We start from the raw sequence: 19218 nt of genomic DNA on the forward strand, positions 1-19218 counted from the left end.
TTGTGTGGTAACTCTATTCTACACGAGGCCGTTATGGGTTTTTTTTGTGTTTTCAGCTAGGTGTTGCACTTAATATTACAATTCGTCATATTTAAAAGTTCTAATACCTTTTAAAAGTCTTTTAAAAGTCTTTTAAAAGGTATATGATAAAGAAAATAGAACAAAAGGAGGGCAAGATGATGGGAATGAGAATACTTGATATTCCAACCACTTCAATATCTGATGTGAAACGGTCGCCAATGGAAGCGTTCCAAAGAGCAGATCGTGAAGCAGCCGGCGTTTATGTATTTAACCGTGAAAAAGTTGCAGGTGTCATGCTTACTCAACAGCAATATGAGTCACTAAACAAAGAAATTGAAGAATTGTACAGCCGATTAGACGATTTGACGGTCGAGATGCGACTATCCAATAAAAGTGTCCGAACATATACTGATTCAGAAGTCCGTGGAGAACAAGTAACCCACACTACGACTATTGATGAAATGGATGGGTGGGAGTGATCATTGTATCAGCTTGAGTGGACGCAGTATTCCAAAAAAGACTACGATAATCTCGACGGTAGCCAAAAGGTATTCGTAGACAAAGCATTGAATCGCATCATTTCTGTAGGAATGGCGGCAGGGCAACCACTCAGTGGAAACTTGTCTCATTGCAATAAGTTAAAAAACAGAAAGATGGGGTTACGTGTTGTTTTTAGAGAAGTAGAAGGTAAACTCCAAATCATTCAGATTGTAGCGATTGGTAAAAGGGATAAAGGTGAAATTTATAAAATTGCTGAACAACGTTTGGACTGATTTTTATGAGGAGGATCAACGTATGGTTACTTCTAAAGTAGCTGTACGGTGATCTTTTTTATCGTACTTATTGTTTTATATCCTGAAGTCGTTGCAACAAAGCACGCTGTACAAAGTTGAGTACTTTCAAAAAAAACTAGCTATTCAAGAGTCGTCTTTTGAACGATAAAAAACGAACAGAAATCACTTTAAAATTGTGATCTAGAGAGATAGTAAAGATACTTGATGATTGATCAGTTTACTGAGGCGCACTGAACGAATGAGTAGGAATGATTAAATGGAGGACATGAAGGACATCCGTGATCAAGTAGATGAGGATTCGACATTTGGGATAGAAGTGTGAAGAAGCTCGACGATGTGTCCCGATTCTCGAGTAAATCCTCGAAGGAATGTTTCACTGGTTTCTGGTGGAAGGAACGAAGGGCATTTCCAAGAATCCCTTTTAGACTACAACAGGAAGGGACGATGACACACTGAACGTTCTGACTGAAACACTCGACGATATCGTGCGGTTCTATCTCACGGACGACCTTTCCGATGTTGATCTCTTTCGGAGCACGCGTAAATTGAAGTCCTCCATTCCGTACCCTGAGGAGTTCAAGGTAACCAAGCTTTGTCAGTTGTTGGTCGACCTTCATCAACTGATTTGGGGAGATCGCATAGTGTTCCGCGATTTGTGGCATTGAGATGATGTCACCGAGATACGCACCAAGATAAATCAAAGTGTGTGCGAAGTCCTTAATATAATGCGCATATTTTTCACTCCGTTCATCGCCGTCGCCGTTATGATGTCTCCGCTGCGTCGTTCAATGCGTTCTCGATCGTTCCATCAATCGGTCCCTCTGTATCCTCGAATTTAAAATGATGCACCTCCTAGTAATAGCGTTTCAGCAACCCTTTGTGTTCAGGCATCAGGAATGGGATCCATTTCTTATTACCTCGGTCTTGATAACACATGGAAACACTCCTTTTATTAAAAAGAACATTTATTTCTATTTTGTTCCTCGTTTCCTTCCTTAGGTAAGATGATGTACATGTTGTGAAGTTCGCCCAACCTACATACGACATATGTAACGAATGAAAGCACTGACGATATGGGATGTTGTCAATGGGAGTTTCTTATTGCTGGCTTTCTTCACGTTGGTTTTTCTATTCACAACGGATATGAATTATTTGTTTGCATGGCTACTGCTACTCAGTTCGATGAGCACCGAAATCTTCGTGACATCCCGGCCTCAATCTGTCTTTGTTTTCATCTGGTCACTTGTAATTTCTATACCAATTACGTTGTTACTGTTCGATTTCCTTTCATTCATAGTGTATTTGCCGGTCTTACTGAGCTATCCGATCATCTTTTTAAGAGCGTTAATCTCTGTACCGACATTATGACCAAGTTTTATATTGCGTCAATCTGAAGAGCCTCATTAATCACACTATTATGCCAACATTTTGAGATGTCTATTAAAGCGTTTGATATATATTGCTACACAGGAATTCAATCTCACACTCTTGGAGACGGCAAATCTGTCGAGACTAAGTGTTCGAAAGCTTTTCTTGTCAAAATCGCTTTACAATCAATACCCTAAATGTTGGGGAATCCCTTGTTTTTCATACGATACAATTTAGTGAAGTAGCCTTAGCTCACAAAGATGCATCAGTCTGAATATGTATTATGATGATTTCATTATACACGAGGTCATCAGTTTGACTTATTGGTGTACACGTTCAGATAATGACAATTAATTTTTTAAATCACTCATACTTAAGTGATTGTGTAAGGAGAATTGATTAGGTAAATAACAAGCTTGATTATAGTAAAATGGTAATCGGTACCTTAAAAACGATGGAGGTCATTTAATGATAAGAAAAGAAACACCAATAGAAGAAATCTTATTTGAAGCAATGAATCATGCGGGTGTCTCTTTGCCTGTCATGATTGGGGAAGGAGCGTGGCACCTGGCATGGAAAGTGACAAAGGAGGATGAAGAGTTAGTGCTTCGAATTCCCAAAAAAGTTGCTTATGGAAAGCCAGTTCCATTCGATCGAGATGCATTAACTGCAGAATATTCTGCAACAAAATGGTATTACGAATCCGTGAATCAAATGGTCCCAGGTGGTGCACCAGCACTTTTTAAATTTCATGTTACGTCTGAGCTTACGTATACGTTGGAGTCATTTGGTGGAAAATCATTGCCTTTACGAGAAATGTCGCTAGTCGAAGCGTTGCGTGTAGGTAGACAAATTGGAGTCATCTATCGAAAAATGGAAAGTCTTACTCCTGAAATTGAGGGATTTGGTCGTTTAGCATGGACAGAAAATAAAGGATTCCATGGCACTATAAATTGAACTGAGCCCTACAGTTTGGACAGTTTAATAAAAGCACCCTTAACGTTTTAAGATGCTATGAGATGGCTTCGGTATTGTACCGGAGTCATCTTTTGTAGTTTCCATTGTCTTCGTTCGCTATTGTAATAATCAATGTAAGCATCGACCATGGCACAGACCTCATCGAGGTCAGATGCTAATTTATAATCGACATAATCTTTCAAGTGCCCAAAGAACGATTCCATCGGGGCATTATCCAGACAGTTTCCTCTACGAGACATGGATTGAAGCATTCCCATCTCACGGATGCGTGTTTGATAAGCAGGATGCGTATAATGGAATCCTTGATCGGAATGTATCATGGCTTCCGGGTGTACATTCCCTTGAAGTCGTTCTGCGAGTTTATTCGCTGTATGAAGGACGAGTTCCATATGGAGGCTTTTAGATACATGATGTGCCATAATTTCACGTATAGCGATATCCTTCACACAAGAAAGATAAACAGTTTGGCCAGATCCAATACGGAGATAAGTGATGTCTGTGACGAATACTTTACCAGGCTCCTGCTGATCGAACCGACGGTTCAAGTGATTTGGTACAGTCTTATGTTCATATGTCGCTTTAGCGATTTTACGGTAGGCGTTCTGCCTACGGATTTTCGTCACGATTCCAAACTTCCTCATGATACGCAAAATACGTTTATGATTCATCGGCCCCCCGATAAGATCAAGCATCTCCATGTAAAGACCACGATAGCCGATTTTTCCCTTATGACGATCATGAACATATTTCAGAAGGAGGTAGTCCGCATAGTCGCGTTCTTCCCGAAGGGAAACACTATCTGTACGTGCGAGCCAGGCGTAATAACCGCTGCGGCTCACTTCAGCGAGCATACATAGATCCGTCACGAACCGACTCGACGATTGTTTTCGTAAGACAATATTGATTGCCTGATAGCGTTCAGATGCCGTTAGTTACGGTACTTCGCCTCTCTTTCGAGAGCTTCTAGCTTTTTTAGTAATTCATTCTCCGCTGTGAGGTACTTGATTCGTGCTTCAGCTCTCGCAAGTCGTCGTTCGACGGAATCATCTTTTTTCGGTCGACCTCCAAGATTAGATTTTCCACGTCTCTTATTCAAGAGTCCTTCTTCTCCATAAATGCGATATGTCTTTCGCCACCGTTTCAGCGCTTCGTTCGGCGTTTGCTTACCGATCATGTCCAGGTCAAAGCCGCTTTCCTCAAAGATTTGTATCGGTCGCTTACCAGCTAAATTCTCACGTACAGCGTGAATCTTAAATTCTCCTTTGTATTGAATCGTACGATCTGATACAGAGGCTACGTGAAGATTCGCTTCAAGTTGTCTGATTTGATCTGGATTGAAGGTGCGTCTGTTCATGAATAGTTCTCCCGTCTAAATTGAATAGGTACAGTATATCGATCTCTTTAAACACAAAAAACCCCGAATGGGGTCTTTTATCAAGCGTCCACCATTCAGGGTTCAGTTCAAAAAGACGATCTGAGAAGTATTTCGTATAATATTATTTGACATGTTTTTTTTATAGTAGTGAGCGAAACAAGTATGTAAAAAAATAGTGAAATACGAATGGGTATATGCATTTCAATATTAAATTGTCTATACCTATTCGTGTATTTATTGGAAAAATAATCATTTTGATTTTTAAAATAAGAATTAACATAATATGATTAACACTATTTTTAAAGGATTATATTCCATTATATAGACATATAAAGGTGATATATATGTATTTATCTGAAAAAAAGAATAAATAATGTTAAATAGAACCATAAAAGTCAAAAAATATTTTGATTCTATTTACAATTTTTTAGTGTATGTTATTCTACTCTTATAATTATTTTTAGGTTCATTTAAACTTAAAAATAAAAAGGAGGAGATTTAACATGCTCAAATACTTATTCTCACTTTGTATGGCCATGGTTCTATTATTTTCTACTGTAGGAACTTCTTATCCTATCGTCACTGCAATGAATGACAGTGATGATGATATAGAAGTTGGTAATTACTTGGCAGCAGAACAGCAATTTTCCGATGAACAAGTAATGACGATATCAGATAGCTTGGAAATGAGAGAGAAGCATAATGAATTACATTCTGAAATTACAACTAAGGTAAATGATGATGATTTAATGATAGACACTGTATTAAGAACAAATCTTGAGAATGGAGAAATGCTATTTCAAGGTGAAATACAAGAAGGAAACGAGAGCATTGACGTAGATTTTGAAGTATTTCTGACTTACATTGAGGATAAGGATTTCGGTGGAAAACTCGTCGATCGAAAGACAAATGAAGAATATTCATTTGATACGAAGGTTGCAAATTCTTCTGCAGTACCTTTGATAGTAGTAGCAGTACAAATTGCTAGGTATGGTGTTACGTGGGCCATAAAGAAATATGGTGACGATGTCGTAAAAGCTGTGCTTAAGTCTTCCGCACATGAGGCAGCTAAAGATATTAAAAAATCATTATTGGATGATGATGGAGTTATAATCAAATTGTTTACGCAGAAGATAAAAGGATCGCAAACAAAAAAAGATCCTAAATCAGGTTGGAGTATTTCTAGAGATGTCGGTAAAGATAATGCTCATGGTGGAAGCTACTGGAAGTTGATGAACAAGGCAGGCAAGCGTATCGCCACATTAGATAAGAACGGGAAAGTATTAAGAAAATAAAAGTGATAAAGGAGAATTTAAATGAAACTAGAACGATACTTACAAACAGAGTTTCAGAATGTGACTTTATTTGAAGATTCTTTTGTCGGAAAAGAATTATCAATACGCCTTGAGTTAGAAAAAAATCTCTACCAACTGAAAGACGGTTCGGATGACATCAATTTTGATTACTTTCATAGCGTCTATGAAAAATCAATTGCCTTATTTGAAGATATTTTTCGAGAAGAAGAGCAATTTTATTTAGTGACACATGTCAGGAGTGAGTTAAATTTTGCTCAAAAGACGGCTACAAAAGTATTTCATCATTTGAAGCATAAAAATGATAAATATAAGATGGAATATAAAAAAAAGGTGATTAACGAAGAAGAAAAAATTATCCAATATGCGGTTCTCTTACCAAGCAAAGATGCTCTAGATTACAGGATGTTAATCAAAGCTATTTGTAATCAAGATTTTAAAGACCTACAACCTAGGCTCCGTCATAAATATACGTACTATCCCGAAGTATTTTTTGTGAACGTAGATCGAAACATTATATTGAATATTTTCGATGATCGAGGTTGCTTCGTTCTTTTTAGTGATGAAGATGAATTGAATGGTTTTAGAAATGTCTACAAAGATAATATCTTTGATGATACTTATTGAAAATGCAAAAAATAGGCATTATCTTGTGCGGTTCAATTTTAATTGCTCTAGTCATTATTTTGATGATAAATACCATCAGTAGAGACAAAACTATGGATGAAAATCCTTTGACGGAAAAGCAAATCATAGGCTGGGGTTCGAATTATATTGGGTACGACACTGCAGTAAGAAAGAAAAAAATTAAAGTTGCTATATTAGATAGCGGAATTAATAGAGAACAAGAAGATCTTCAAAATAAAGTGGTTAAGTCATTTAACGCTGTCAATAAGACTAAACCAACTCAAGATGATTTTGGTCATGGAACAAACGTCGCCGGAATCATTACAGCAAATGATAACGATGTCGGTATAGTTGGAATTTCTCAAAATGTTGAGATATATGACGTCAAAGTTTTGGATTCACAAGGTGTGGGCGAGGTTAAAGATGTAATTGAAGGACTTCGATGGGCATTAAGCAATAACGTAGACATCGTCAATATCAGTTTTGGCTTCATAAAAGATTATCCGGAATTAAAGAAAATGATTAATATACTGTTGTCTGAGCATAAAATCGTTATTGCTTCAGCAGGAAATAATATTGGTGGAAAGGTAGACTTTCCAGCAGGATACACAGGTGTTATATCTGTAGGATCAATTAATTTGAATGGAAAGGTAGATGCTTTAGCGTCCGAAGGCAAAATAGATGCATATGCTCCAGGTAATGAAATAATTACAACAAGCAGAAATGGCAACTATGAAACTGTACGAGGTACCTCGTTCTCAGCCGCATATGTGACAGGAGCTTTAGCTAAGGGAATTTCTTCTAAAGAAATTAACGAGCAAAATAGAAAAAGTATCAAAGAATATCTTACGGAAAACTTTACTGAGATTAATCGAGAAGCGGTTCTGCAATGAACTGCTCTCTCGATCATTTCAAATGTTTTCGTCACATTTTTATTTAGATACGTTTCTTGATGATTCAGCCAACTTTCCATTGAAAGAAGATAAGCGATTAAATATTCATTTTCACGAGAGCGCTCTATTAATTTCTTTTAGAATAAGTGAAAAAAAGCAAGAATTATAAACTAAAGCATTATGTACACTTTGAACTGAACCCTGAATGATGGACATCTTACGAAAGTCCACATTCGGTTTTTTTTGTGCTCAAAGACATCGGACATGCCGCACCTATCCAGATTCCTGTCGTTTATCATGGTAGTATTTCGAATGACTGGTGTATTCCCTCTCTTTGTAAAATGAGAGTCGTTCCCTTTCAATAACTGATGAACTATTCATATCGTTAAAAAATGTATATTAAAGGTGCTAGGGTTGTTGAAGGATAATAAAAAATATAAAGCGTTACATCAGTTCGATTCTATCAAACGAACGTTAGGTCAGGAGTATGAATTGATCGGAAAGCAAGATGCAGCTAGATAGCTTCGACAATGCAGATGAGTTGTCCGAGCACCAATGTGATGAACATGTCGATCAAGAGAAGACGAGCATACAAAATTGTAAGAATCAATACTGTCCGACATCTACAATCCACCGTTCCCATCGTATTGGTCAAGAGTTACATCAAGTAATCGATTGGTTACATGTAAATAGGGTAAACCATGAAAATTGGATTTTTTTGACGTTGACCATTCTAAATAGTGATGGCAGTGGGGTGGGTGGCCAGATCGACTCGATGATGAAGAGCTGGCAACGTTTTTCACAGCGCAAAGCATTCTGTGCCGTCTTGAACGGGTGGTTTCGAACATTGAGGTCATATACAATGGAAATGAACGGACGTTTCATCCGCATTTTCATGTATTGCTCAATGTGCCGCCCTCTTATTTTCAGGGAAGTACCAATTGTCTTGACCGATGTGGACGCGTCTCTGGAAAGAGAGACTGGGTGTCTCATATGATCCAGAATGTATGGCAATTCTCGAATCGCCGTCGGGAGAGGAGAAGTCGCAAAAGATGCGCATCTTCAGTGACAAGGTAATGAAGGGAGCCCTGAACAAGCTAGCCGATGATGTCAATTCGTTCATCGACGAGCAGAGTGAGCGTGAGCGTTTCAGTCATACCTTGAAGCAGACGATGGACCCTCATACGAGACAGAGTGAGGAGAAGGAGCATCAAATCCTGGATATCCTAGAAACGATGCAAGACGAATCGCAAGGGAAGAACCGCGAGATAGTCAAACCACTGACGGAACTATAGGAGTTGCGGAAAATCGTCTCCTGATACGTACGTCAGGATTCTGATAGTCTTCTCGCTTTTGCGAGGAAGGACACTGTGCGTCATCCGAATCATCCATGACGGGAAAAAGAAGAGCAGGGCCGGTGAATCTCACAGGCCCTGCTCTTTGGCGTCATTTTTGGATGAACCGACTAATGGAGGGTGAGGGAAGGATGTCGACGTCTCAGGTCTCGAGCCTCCTACCCAACTGATCGGTGACATGGAGATTGCTGTGATAGCTTCGATTGCATATCTGACAATGAACGTCCCAAGTATTCTCGACTTGCTGTTGTAGTTCCCGTGCGCATATTTCAGGAGCCGCGTTCCGTTCATACCTTTATGGGCAGACTTCTCGAAGCGTCGGTTACATCTGTTGTCGACCCAGACCTCCTGGCATTCACAGATGTATGTCCACTTATAAGGGGACTTGTTCTGAGGGTACGGGATTCCCGAGTTCATGGCGCCACAGGAGGGACAATAGCCGTGGTCTCCGTTGTATTGATGGATGATTCGCTTCATGTACGAATTCAGATGGTTCGTCCGACCAGGTGAAATGTTGAAATGGGAGTACGTATAAGGCATCTCGTCTCCTAGTCGCACATTCCAATTATGCGTGTCTGCCTCCGCATCGTTATGGACGAGCGCTGCGCTAGCAAGCTTGAACTTCATGCCAGAGAAATCATTCAGATAACGCTGGCATGAGCGGAGGAGGTCATGTCTGAGTGCCTTATCGAATCTCGGCTCGCTATATGGTTTGTACTTGGCGTCCAGCGTATGGTTCATCAAGGGTATCCTAGATTTGTTCGTGTCCCGTCTGTTTATGAAGGTGATGAAGTAATCCGGTCTTCTCGAGTTTCCGTCATGCAGCTTGATGTCTGGCTCATAGGTGATGTGGATGCTGTCCTTCGTCACCACGTGGTTGAATCGGATGGTGACCTGACACAGTTCCTTCCGCTCTTCGAAATGTCTGAAAAGCCTGTCGGAGATCGACTCCTCAGGGAGGAACCGGAGGCGTAGACATTCCGAGTATAGTTGCAGCAACGTCCATACCTCGAAAAGGTGCGGGGATTTCACCATCTTCTCGATGAACCTTTGTTTCTCGAATGTGATTCTCGGTGCCAAATCGAGAATGCGTTCGTAACTTTCGAATACCTCGTTGTATCGAGGGTCGTGTATGAACAGATGGGTCTCCTCGACTTGCTCCGCAGGGACGTCGAATACGCTTTCCTCCTCCCGGTACGCTTGTAGTGACGACCTCATCGCGTCTAGCGAGGTGACCTTGCTGCTAGCTTCCCGAAGGAGTCGATCTACCTCGTCCTGCTTGTTTCGTAATGCGAGCTGGACGTCCCGCTCGGTACCGGTACCAATATGCTCAGAGGCGGCATTACGTTATGCGCAAAAGCAAGAAGCTGAAAAAGGAACGCAACGATTCCAGAAGCTGATTGGACAGCATATCGTTTTTGTCGTCGATGAATGTCATCGTGCTTTGAGTGCGGAAGGGATGGAGGCGATCAAAGGATTCTTCCCGAATTCGACCTGGTTTGGCTTCACGGGAACACCAATCTTTAATGAAAACAAGAAACAAGCACAAGGTCAATTGGCGCGGACGACACGGGATCAATACGGTGAGATTCTACATACGTATACGATCAAGAATGCGCTCGAAGATGGATCCGTCCTCGGTTTCCAAGTCGAACACGAGGATACGATTGAACCTGTCTCGCTCTACAATCATATTTTTTCGAATCTACGAGCAGATGCTAAATATGCGGATCGGACCGACGAAGAAATCGGTACCTTGATCGAAAAGATGGATGAGCTGACGAAAGAGACATACATCCCGAATGATTTGTATGAACGGGACGCGCATATCGAGAAAGTCTTGCAGAAGCTGTTCCGTCCGGATAATGCCTATACGAAGTTTGACTTCAAGAACGGGCGACCACAAAAATCGGCAATTTTAACGACGAGTTCGATTGCGATGGCGAAGCGCTATTACCATGCCATCCAAGAGATGAAACACGATCCAAATTGGATGGAGGCAGATTTTGCGGGGCACCCACTTCGAAAAGGACGGACGATCGATGATCCTGATTTCCCTCGAATCGCGATTACCTACTCGATGCAAGAGAACACCGAGAATGCGACGGAAGTCCAAGAAGAAATGCGCCAAGTCATTCGTGTCTACAACGACTACTATGGAACGGCTTGGTCCATCGAAGACATCGAGCGTTATAACGATGATATCAACAATCGATTGGCACGGAAAAAAGCTGAGTTCAAGCAATTTGGAAAACATATCGATCTCGTCATCGTCGTTGATCGGTTACTAACTGGCTTTGATGCGCCGACGATCCAGACATTATTCGTCGACCGGAATCTCAGCTATGCGAACTTGATTCAAGCGTTCTCGCGGACGAATCGAACGTATCCGGATAAGGCAAAAGGATTAGTCGTTACATTCCGGCGTCCTGCGACGATGGAAGAGAATGTCCGCGCAGCGACACGTCTCTACTCAAACGAGAATGAAGATACAAATCTAGTCTATACGACGTACGATGAATCGAAGAAACGTTTTAAAAAAGCACATAAGGCATTATTAAAACAAGTGACAAGTCCAGATGAAATCGATGAGCATTCATCATTAGAAGAACGGATTGATTTTGTCAAAGCATTCCAAGAACTCAACAATGCGTTTGAAGCTTTGATCACGTACGATGACTACAACGATGATATGGAGAAATCACAGGCACTTCCCAATCAAGTAAAAACACTGGAGTCTTTCCTTGGTATCTATCACACAGTAAAAGGATCTTTAATTGAAGAATTGATGGATGGTGGAAGTTCTAAAGAGGATAAGGACGACGAAGCAGATTACTCTGAAATCGAATTCTTCGGAGAAAATGCGATTAAACTATACGATATTGATTCTACCTATATTGATCAACTCCTCAGCACGTACTCTGCGAATAATGAAGACATCCGCTCTGAAATTGAACGAGCGCTTCAAAAACTCGGAAAATCAGAAGTAGTGCAAGAAGTCTATCAAACGATTTTAAATGCGATAGATGATCAAGTCGTTTCACCAGATGAAGATATTTTTGTAGTCAAGCGTCGTTACTTTACACAAGCTTATCAGCATAAGATCGAGACGTTTGCACAGGAGTGGTGTGTGGATGAGCAAGATCTGCATACATCGGCGGTACAATATCACGTTGGAATGGACGCCATCCCGAATGTAGGGCGAATCATTGAAAGTGAAAATTTTGCGAACTATAAAGAAACACATCCGGAAGCCATTTTATTAAAGTATGGTCCAGGGATGAAACGCGCTTGGCGTACTGTGCTTGATGAAGCAATTATCCCGTTAGATCAAGAACTTAGATAAAAAGTGAGTATTTCTTTTGAAGATTTTCAAAAGAAATACTCACTTTTTTTATAAACTTTCGTACCAAATGCTTTCTTCTACCACTCTGGAATTATTTATCAAGTGAATGTGAAGCTTACTCGTAGAGTCTATGCGTAACTTGTTTTTATATCCTCTTTGAAGCGATGATAAGGTCGAGTTATCAGAATTATAATGGAAAATATGAATATCTTTTTGATCTTCTTCAATCAAACTTCTGAACATGCCATTGATATGTCCATCATCTCCATTGAAACCGTAGCCAACAATTGCGATTGAATCGCATTCTTTAAATTTTTCATATAGATCAACATAGCGCTGAGACATGGTGATAGAAGTAAGCGGTTTAACCCCACTTTGGGTAAAAATGAATGGTACAACAATTTGTTTACTACTATCTACCTCGTCAAGATTACTGATAATCCGATTTTTGTACGGATCATAATAATCATGAACACTACCATTGAGGTGATAAATACTTACATCTTGCATATCATGTTTTTGAAAAATCTCAGAAATGAAATTATTGTAGTTTGTTGTTCCGATCGCATGAATGCGCTGCTCTTTATTTAAATCGATTAAGTCATGATAAAATCCTGGTCCATTCTCTAGTTTCTCATCATCAATTGTTGCTTGTTCTAAAATGTATCTTCGGACTGTGTATAGAAAGACTGCGATTTTGGTGAACTTTGCCCATTGGGATTTAGGATTGTATAAATACCTAAAATGACTATCGATTAAGGACTGGTAATCTAATGTTTCGCAGTAGATTTGTTCTAACACTGTTTTCCCAAGTTCAATAAAAATTTTATGGGCTGAATCTGTTTCAGTAATATTTTCACGAGACTCCTCAATTACAATTTCCATTCCGATTTGTCCAACGTTTGAATAATTAATATTAAAAATTCCACTAATGTCATCAAAGATATTTACAGTCGTCGGTGCTTTTTCAAATAGCTCATCATTTAGTTGAGACACAAGATTTTGACCTAATGCTCCAAGCAATAATTCTAAAAAAGCGGTAATTATTTTCTTTAATGTATTATCTGGTTTTACTTCAATAAGTTTAATAAATGCAGAAAAGTATTCAGAGCCAAACAAAGAAACTTGATCAGCTAGCTTTTTGTTTAATGCAATTTCTTGCGAATAAAGTTTATCACCTATATCTGAACCTGTTTCTAATTGAAATGAGTTACGAAGATCCTCTTCACTAATATCCCAATTTTTTAAAATAGCTTCGATTTTACTATCAAAGTTCTCTAAATAACTTAATGTGCTTTGACGACGATGCTCTAAACTTGATGAAATAATTTCTTCAAAATTACCTTTTCCGAATACGTTAATTCGCTTAGATTTAAAGTTATCAGGAAGCCATTGAGTTGCAAGCTGAGATTGTGTATCGATAGTGGAGATCTGTTCTCGAAATGCCTCCCTATCTTCACTCTTGGATCCCTTAAAGATATCTAAAGCAAATCGTCCACCAGAAGGCAATCCATAACCTATCTCTGCTCCAGCACCAAAAAACAGACCTATCTTTTTTTCACTCATTAAGAACACCTTTCGTATATTATGATTTATGTAAATGATTATCGGTTACATATTTAACCAAAATACTATATGAATTCATTTTGTAATACAAATAAATGGTTATTTTATTATTTAAATGTTTTGTTAAACGTTTTTATATACGTTTATTTAAACGTGTTGTATAATGTATGTAATCACATCGAATAAATGGTCTATTTTAATCTTAACCATATAAACCCACGCGCTTTCACTTTCTATTCCTTTAAGCGGGCCTGCTGACTAACTTTCTTTTTTTACGACGTGGTATTCCATTCATTTTATGAGCGTTTCACATGTTGTGATGTCCATTTGTACGAAAAAGTGAGAAGTCTTGAAAGGCAAAGAGTGGGTGCAAGGAGGAAGTTCATATGATGTCCGAATCTAGAGAACGATCTGTTGTTACGCTTACGGCGGACCAAATCATCTCAACGACTGCTGTTGCGCGCTCTTTTAAGAAGACACGAGAAAAAGCGCAAGAGGTACCCCTTTTCGTCACGAATGCACAAGGAGAAATCGATACAGTCGTCGTCGGTTTTCATCAGTTCGAAGAGATGAGCGAAATGATTGTAAGACAAGCTGCCTTGATCGAAGAACTTGAAATCTTGTCTCGACTACGTGATGCAGAAACGTCACCAGAGACATTTATCGACGCGGATGATGTATTTGCTTCCCTTGGCATTGAAGAATAAATCAATGTTGAAGGTGCGTGAGGCTCATGTATAATGTCAATTTTCACCCGAAAGCGGTCAAAGAACTAAAGAAACTCGATCCACGAATCATCAGAATCATTCAGCGAGACGTGAAGGAAAAACTTGCAGTAGATCCGAAAATGAGTGGGGAACCATTACGCGCACCATTATCCGGCTGTTATAAGCTCAAATACAAGGCATTTAACTTGCGTCTTGTTTATACAATAAAAAATGAGAAGGTCACTATTATAAAAATCTCAGACGGGCGCGAAGTCGAGCAAGAGGTTGAAGGTGTCGTCAATATCTTAGCAATTGGAGAGCGGACACGGGAGCGTGTCTATCTGGATGCTGTAAAAAGAAAAGATAAATGATGAATAGCTTTGTGGCATGAATGAAGGAGGTAGGTATTTTAGCTACCTTCTTTTTTTATGTGCTGTATTTGTCCATCAGTGACGATTATTAATACTGGTGTTTTCAATGTGATTTTTCGACATCGCATCAATTCCATCGTTTATGAGAACGGAAAAAGGCAGCGACGAGTATCTCGTCACTGCTTCAGTATATTTTGCTATTCGATTGGATGGGAGATTTATTCTCCGACCATGCCGTCATGGTCGTTGTCCTGCATATATTGATACAGCCAGTGCTTCTCCGTGATTGGCATCGCGTAGCCGGCATCTTTCGCTTCCTGGATTGTCACCTGACCATTGCCGTCGGTATCGACGCGCGAGACGTCTTCGGTCTTTGCGGTATCTGGAGTCGACTTCGCTGTCGCTTCTGTTTTTGTCTTCTTTTTCTTCGTCAGACCGAGTGCAGCATTCGTCTCGTCCGGATTGCCGTTCTTGAACCGGTCGACGACAGTGTTTCCACGGACCGTATAGGTATACTGATATGCGGACGGAATCATCGTCGATGTATCCGGATAGGTGATCTGCGCTTCGAAGTTCGTCGCGCCACCCGCCTTGCGGATGACGTCCTCCATGTACGCCTGGTCCCCATGACGATTCAGTGTACTGTCCTGCGGAGTGATGTTGTAGGCGTTCGAGACGCCACCGAGCGAATCGGCAATGATATGTCCTTCATCAAGATCCGGACGTTCGACGCCAGGTACCTTCGCTTCATCGGAGTAGTAGCGTCCGTCACTCGTGACGTCTTCCGTCGCATCATCCTGGAGGACGATCTTCTTCGCTATGACGCGGACCAACTGTCCATGCTTATTCGTGAACGCCCAGTATTTCCGGTCACCGAAGCCGATGTCGACGACGACGTTTGCCTGTCGACTGCCGGACAGGTCTCCTCCATCGACTGTGACCTTCTTATATCCTGTGAAAGAATCCCGCAAAGTCGTCGTCTTTAATTCCTTCGATGAATTCGTATCTGTTATTGACTTGTCTGTACTGGTATCAGCCTCTTTTTCTGGTTGTTGATTTGAGTCCTTCTTCACATCGGTCTTTTGTGTAGTCGTGTCGTCCTGCTGCGCTACTTGCTCTGTCTCATCTGGTGGAGGTGAGGTCGTCTCCTTATCTGTACATCCTGCCATCAGTAGTACGACAAGAGGAATCGTTATGTAAAAAATCTTCATAGGTGTACTCCTTTTTGATTAATCTGTCATTGAGTCCTTCATTATAACGCTAGTCCTTCATTTCTGCTGTCTTATTTCTGAAGGCTGATGTAATTGATTACCTCAAGAGCAGGGGGACAGATCGTGAACCACTCTGTTTGATGGAAAGGGACCATATACCGTTCTGTTTTTGTCTTTACAGTGATGTCTCGTTGGCATTCGATTCTAAATCATGCCAAATTTTAAAAAATATAGCGTATAGTATGAATGAGTATATAAATATACAAATGTAGTGAAAGAGGTGCTTTGATGAATTTTTGGGATGAGTTGTTAGAAGATGAGATTGCATTATCACTAAATAAAGAAAACGTGAAACAAATCGAAAAAGAATTAGGCGCTCGCCTTCCTAAAAAATATATCGAAAAGTTAGAAGAACAAAACGGTGGGGATCTTGTATTCGATTCAGTGAATGTTGATTTCGAAAACACATGGTCTGACGAAGAAGATGGTCTTCATCTACCTTTGAATCGTTTTAAACCCTTGACGGTGGAGGAATTTGAGGATGGCATGCACATGTTGGCTGAGTGGGGATTAACTGGAAAATTGATGCTGTTCGGCGAGGGTCAAGGGAGTTACCTTTGGTACTTCGATTTCGATGACACCCCTGACGAACCATATATTTGGTGTTTGGACATTTCGGATGAGACAACACACTTCGTAGCAGAGAGCTTCGACCAACTACTCGATCATCTCGTTCGTCGAAATGATCAAGTTGAAGGCGGAGTTGAATTAACACATGAAGATGTATTTGCCGACTATCCTTCGATGGATGAAATTCGAGAAGCTATCGCAGGGAATGATGAGGACGAACGACTTATGGCTTATCGCATGTGGTCGACAAGAGGTGAAGACGTTAAAGGGTTGGTCGGTGAATTGCGTGGACGTGTTCAAGATTCGAACGATGAAGACGAACTAGATTCATACGCGGAACTATTAGCTCAAGTATTGATGGACAGATCGGTCGAAGACTATATGACACATGAGCAGGCGATTGCACTATTTAATGAAAAGGAAGATGTATCAGATTTGAGCCATGTCATTGTACAGCTCGAATCTGATATGTGAAAAATCAAAATCCTTTTGCAACACATCATTGAAAAAAAAGAGACGAATCCCGGTTTTGTGGGGATTCGTCTCTTTTTTAGTGTGATTCAGCATTTTATGCCAGTAGGGAGACAAGACTTTTCAAATGTCTGAAACGCGTCGCTCAAGGTTTTCTACGGCTCGACGTTTGTTTTCTTCGCGTGCATGTCTGTATCCTATGGACCGTAGACGGCATTGATTTTCGCGATGTACGCACTAATCGTCTTCTTCCCGGAGTTCTAGAAAGAGGGTATCATTCCGCAGCCTTCTTTGCTTTCAGGGTGCCGATGAGGACGAGAGAATCCATTTTTGCTGCTGCAATCTCGCAGAAGTTGCGTACCTATTCATATTCCGGCTACCTAGACGACGTAGCATATCAATCATCGCGTTCGACACTGAATAACGTTAGACCTTCATTTCTGCCGCCCTATTTGGAATAAATGATGCGGTAAATGATCATTTCAAAGGCATTAATCAGAGCGATACCGCTCTGTCTGATGAAAATGGACCGCAAGCCGTCCTGTTTCCGTACTCTAGCTCGAGACGACGAACATTACATCACCCGAGGACGCTTTCTGTATCGCCAAACGTTTCATCCAGGACGATGACCGTGAGGTGTTCCTCGTCATCCTGCTCAATACGAAGAACCGGGTCATCGCAGTCCATCGGGCGCACGTCGGTAGCATAAACTCGAGCGTCGTCCATCCTCAACAATGCGACGTCGCTCATCGTCAGTCATCAGCATCCGAGCGGTGACCCGCATCCGTCACGGGAGGACATCGAGGTGACGGAACGGCTCGTCGATGTCGGGCGTATCGTCGGTATTCAGCTACTCGACCACATCGTCGTCGGTGCCGGAGAGGCGTTCGTCAGTCTGAAGGCACAAAGTGTCCTTTGAAGGAAGGATTAGCGTAGTCGGACGGGACATTCCCGTCCTGTCTGCGCGCGAGAGCATGGACGAAAAACGGATTCGTTTTTCTCTTGATGAAGCACAAGGAATTATGGGTGGGATGGATTTGTACCAAATCCAAGTGAGGAAAGAAGCCCGCAGTGGACAAATCCACTGCGGGCCAGAGGGTCACATATCCATTCGTGAGAGATGCTGATCATTGGGGAAGTGTTTTTAGAAGAAGTGGTGGAATGGCTATGTATATACCTACATGTCTTTAGCATCTTGGGTTGGTGCATCATCTGTATGTCCTCATATCCTTTGTCTGTGTTAGCAGAAACGATTGAAGGGCTTTTGGGCTCATGCGTGAGGCTGTACGCTGCATCGCAGCAACATCCTCATCGGACCGATAACGAGAGCTGCGACTCGCCTGCGAGAGGCATCTCTACGTTCCTGTTCCTTGCGACGGAAGGCACGGAGCGTTCCAAAAATAAAAATACTAGTTTGAAATACATCTCTCATAAAATAAAAAAAACAACAGTCAAATGACTGTTGGTAGAAGAGGAAGTGTGAGGAAAAAAGGGAGGGGATTTAGTTCACTTTAACTAGGAAAGCGAATTGTCCGTCACCATTGGACCACTTTGCGTTAATTTCGTATGCATATGTTCCTTTTTCTTTCGGTGCAGTAACAGCATCATCAGTTAAAGTAACCTTTTCAGCATCTTGCTTATCTGTCCAACGAACGATTTCAATAGAATTCGGTTCGTTTTCAAAAGCAATATCAATTTTTTTATTAGAGGATAATACAGTTGGTTTGCTTTTTTTCGTCATATCGAGTCCGTCGACATAAACTTTATCGACACATTGGTTGCGTAATAGACCATCCCAACAAAATGATCCTTGGACTGTGGGAATATCTTTTCCTTGTGCCTTTACTTTTGGATTTGGTGGTTCCCCACGAAAAGGATCAAACACAAAAAATAGAACAACCAATACTAATAAAACACCAATCCATTTAAATTTACCCATAAATTACACTCCCTTAATAAGGATATTTTAAAGAAATTTTGAATATTCTTATTGAGCGGATTCTTCCAAACAAATATGTTTTTTCAAGTATAAGCAATTCTTAATCTTCAAAAGTTAATAATACTTTTTTCACTGTATTATCTTTTTATAATATAGTATTTTTATGGCTCATCACCATAAGGTGTGGTTGACACATAAAATCCATCGGATTTTAAATCGAACATAGAAAAAAAGCGAAAACCCCGGTATCGTA

At 40.7% G+C, this 19218-nt stretch carries 16 protein-coding genes and 2 pseudogenes; 13 read left to right on the forward strand and 5 right to left on the reverse strand.

What is annotated here, in order from left to right; all coding sequences use genetic code 11:
• Positions 1-179 precede the first annotated feature (179 nt).
• Positions 180-500 (forward strand): hypothetical protein, encoded by a 321-nt coding sequence (locus KNQ07_RS15505; RefSeq protein ID WP_214767844.1) that lies wholly within the window; start codon positions 180-182, stop codon positions 498-500.
• 3 nt (positions 501-503) lie between these two features.
• The gene (locus KNQ07_RS15510; protein WP_214767847.1) at positions 504-794 is read left to right on the forward strand and encodes a type II toxin-antitoxin system RelE family toxin; all 291 of its coding nucleotides are present in this window, start codon (positions 504-506) and stop codon (positions 792-794) included.
• A 233-nt stretch (positions 795-1027) separates the two neighbouring features.
• On the opposite strand, the gene KNQ07_RS15515 is transcribed toward KNQ07_RS15510, so the two are convergent.
• On the reverse strand, positions 1028-1516 hold the full coding sequence (locus KNQ07_RS15515) for an Rrf2 family transcriptional regulator (protein WP_261966392.1): 489 nt from the start codon (positions 1514-1516) through the stop codon (positions 1028-1030).
• Positions 1517-2651: 1135 nt separating this feature from the next.
• Here KNQ07_RS15515 and KNQ07_RS15520 point away from each other — a divergent pair.
• Positions 2652-3140, forward strand: coding sequence for a hypothetical protein (locus KNQ07_RS15520; protein WP_214767850.1), 489 nt, complete (start codon positions 2652-2654; stop codon positions 3138-3140).
• Between the two features lie 47 nt (positions 3141-3187).
• Here KNQ07_RS15520 and KNQ07_RS15525 read toward each other — a convergent pair.
• Positions 3188-4515: pseudogene (locus KNQ07_RS15525) on the reverse strand (IS3 family transposase).
• A gap of 524 nt (positions 4516-5039) precedes the next feature.
• Here KNQ07_RS15525 and KNQ07_RS15530 point away from each other — a divergent pair.
• The 6 genes from KNQ07_RS15530 (at position 5040) to KNQ07_RS15555 (ending at position 12070) form a co-directional block, all read left to right on the forward strand.
• Complete coding sequence (locus tag KNQ07_RS15530; protein WP_214767852.1) at positions 5040-5831, forward strand: SAR2788 family putative toxin; 792 nt, start codon at positions 5040-5042, stop codon at positions 5829-5831.
• Positions 5832-5852: 21 nt separating this feature from the next.
• Positions 5853-6476: a DUF3885 domain-containing protein gene (locus KNQ07_RS15535; RefSeq protein WP_053451881.1), complete on the forward strand. Its 624-nt coding sequence runs from the start codon at positions 5853-5855 to the stop codon at positions 6474-6476.
• A gap of 2 nt (positions 6477-6478) precedes the next feature.
• Entirely contained in the window at positions 6479-7369 is an 891-nt protein-coding gene (locus KNQ07_RS15540; RefSeq protein WP_251139586.1) for a S8 family peptidase, read from the forward strand.
• A gap of 508 nt (positions 7370-7877) precedes the next feature.
• Positions 7878-8366 carry a protein rep gene (locus KNQ07_RS16370; RefSeq protein WP_214767856.1) on the forward strand — a complete coding sequence of 163 codons (489 nt, stop codon included), beginning with the start codon at positions 7878-7880 and terminating at the stop codon, positions 8364-8366.
• 10 nt (positions 8367-8376) lie between these two features.
• The gene (locus KNQ07_RS15550; protein WP_214767858.1) at positions 8377-8664 is read left to right on the forward strand and encodes a hypothetical protein; all 288 of its coding nucleotides are present in this window, start codon (positions 8377-8379) and stop codon (positions 8662-8664) included.
• Between the two features lie 1339 nt (positions 8665-10003).
• Complete coding sequence (locus KNQ07_RS15555) at positions 10004-12070, forward strand: type I restriction endonuclease subunit R, EcoR124 family (protein WP_251139584.1); 2067 nt, start codon at positions 10004-10006, stop codon at positions 12068-12070.
• A 48-nt stretch (positions 12071-12118) separates the two neighbouring features.
• Here KNQ07_RS15555 and KNQ07_RS15560 read toward each other — a convergent pair whose 3' ends face one another.
• Positions 12119-13636, reverse strand: coding sequence for a hypothetical protein (locus KNQ07_RS15560; protein WP_214767862.1), 1518 nt, complete (start codon positions 13634-13636; stop codon positions 12119-12121).
• A gap of 386 nt (positions 13637-14022) precedes the next feature.
• Here KNQ07_RS15560 and KNQ07_RS15565 point away from each other — a divergent pair, with 386 nt between their 5' ends.
• On the forward strand, positions 14023-14343 hold the full coding sequence (locus KNQ07_RS15565) for a hypothetical protein (protein WP_214767865.1): 321 nt from the start codon (positions 14023-14025) through the stop codon (positions 14341-14343).
• A 26-nt stretch (positions 14344-14369) separates the two neighbouring features.
• Positions 14370-14714, forward strand: coding sequence for a type II toxin-antitoxin system RelE family toxin (locus KNQ07_RS15570; protein WP_214767868.1), 345 nt, complete (start codon positions 14370-14372; stop codon positions 14712-14714).
• A gap of 218 nt (positions 14715-14932) precedes the next feature.
• Here the strand turns inward: KNQ07_RS15570 and KNQ07_RS15575 are convergent, their stop codons facing one another.
• Complete coding sequence (locus tag KNQ07_RS15575) at positions 14933-15925, reverse strand: DNA/RNA non-specific endonuclease (RefSeq protein ID WP_214767871.1); 993 nt, start codon at positions 15923-15925, stop codon at positions 14933-14935.
• A gap of 288 nt (positions 15926-16213) precedes the next feature.
• On the opposite strand from KNQ07_RS15575, the gene KNQ07_RS15580 reads away from it, so the two are divergent.
• On the forward strand, positions 16214-17029 hold the full coding sequence (locus KNQ07_RS15580) for an SMI1/KNR4 family protein (RefSeq protein ID WP_214767874.1): 816 nt from the start codon (positions 16214-16216) through the stop codon (positions 17027-17029).
• A 612-nt stretch (positions 17030-17641) separates the two neighbouring features.
• Positions 17642-17945 (forward strand): annotated as a pseudogene (locus tag KNQ07_RS15585) (JAB domain-containing protein).
• A 582-nt stretch (positions 17946-18527) separates the two neighbouring features.
• Here KNQ07_RS15585 and KNQ07_RS15590 read toward each other — a convergent pair.
• Positions 18528-18965, reverse strand: a complete 438-nt coding sequence (locus KNQ07_RS15590; RefSeq protein ID WP_214767876.1) for a hypothetical protein — start codon at positions 18963-18965, stop codon at positions 18528-18530.
• Positions 18966-19218 lie beyond the last annotated feature (253 nt).

Source organism: Exiguobacterium sp. s145, from assembly GCF_018618835.1.
Lineage (GTDB): Bacteria > Bacillota > Bacilli > Exiguobacteriales > Exiguobacteriaceae > Exiguobacterium_A > Exiguobacterium_A artemiae.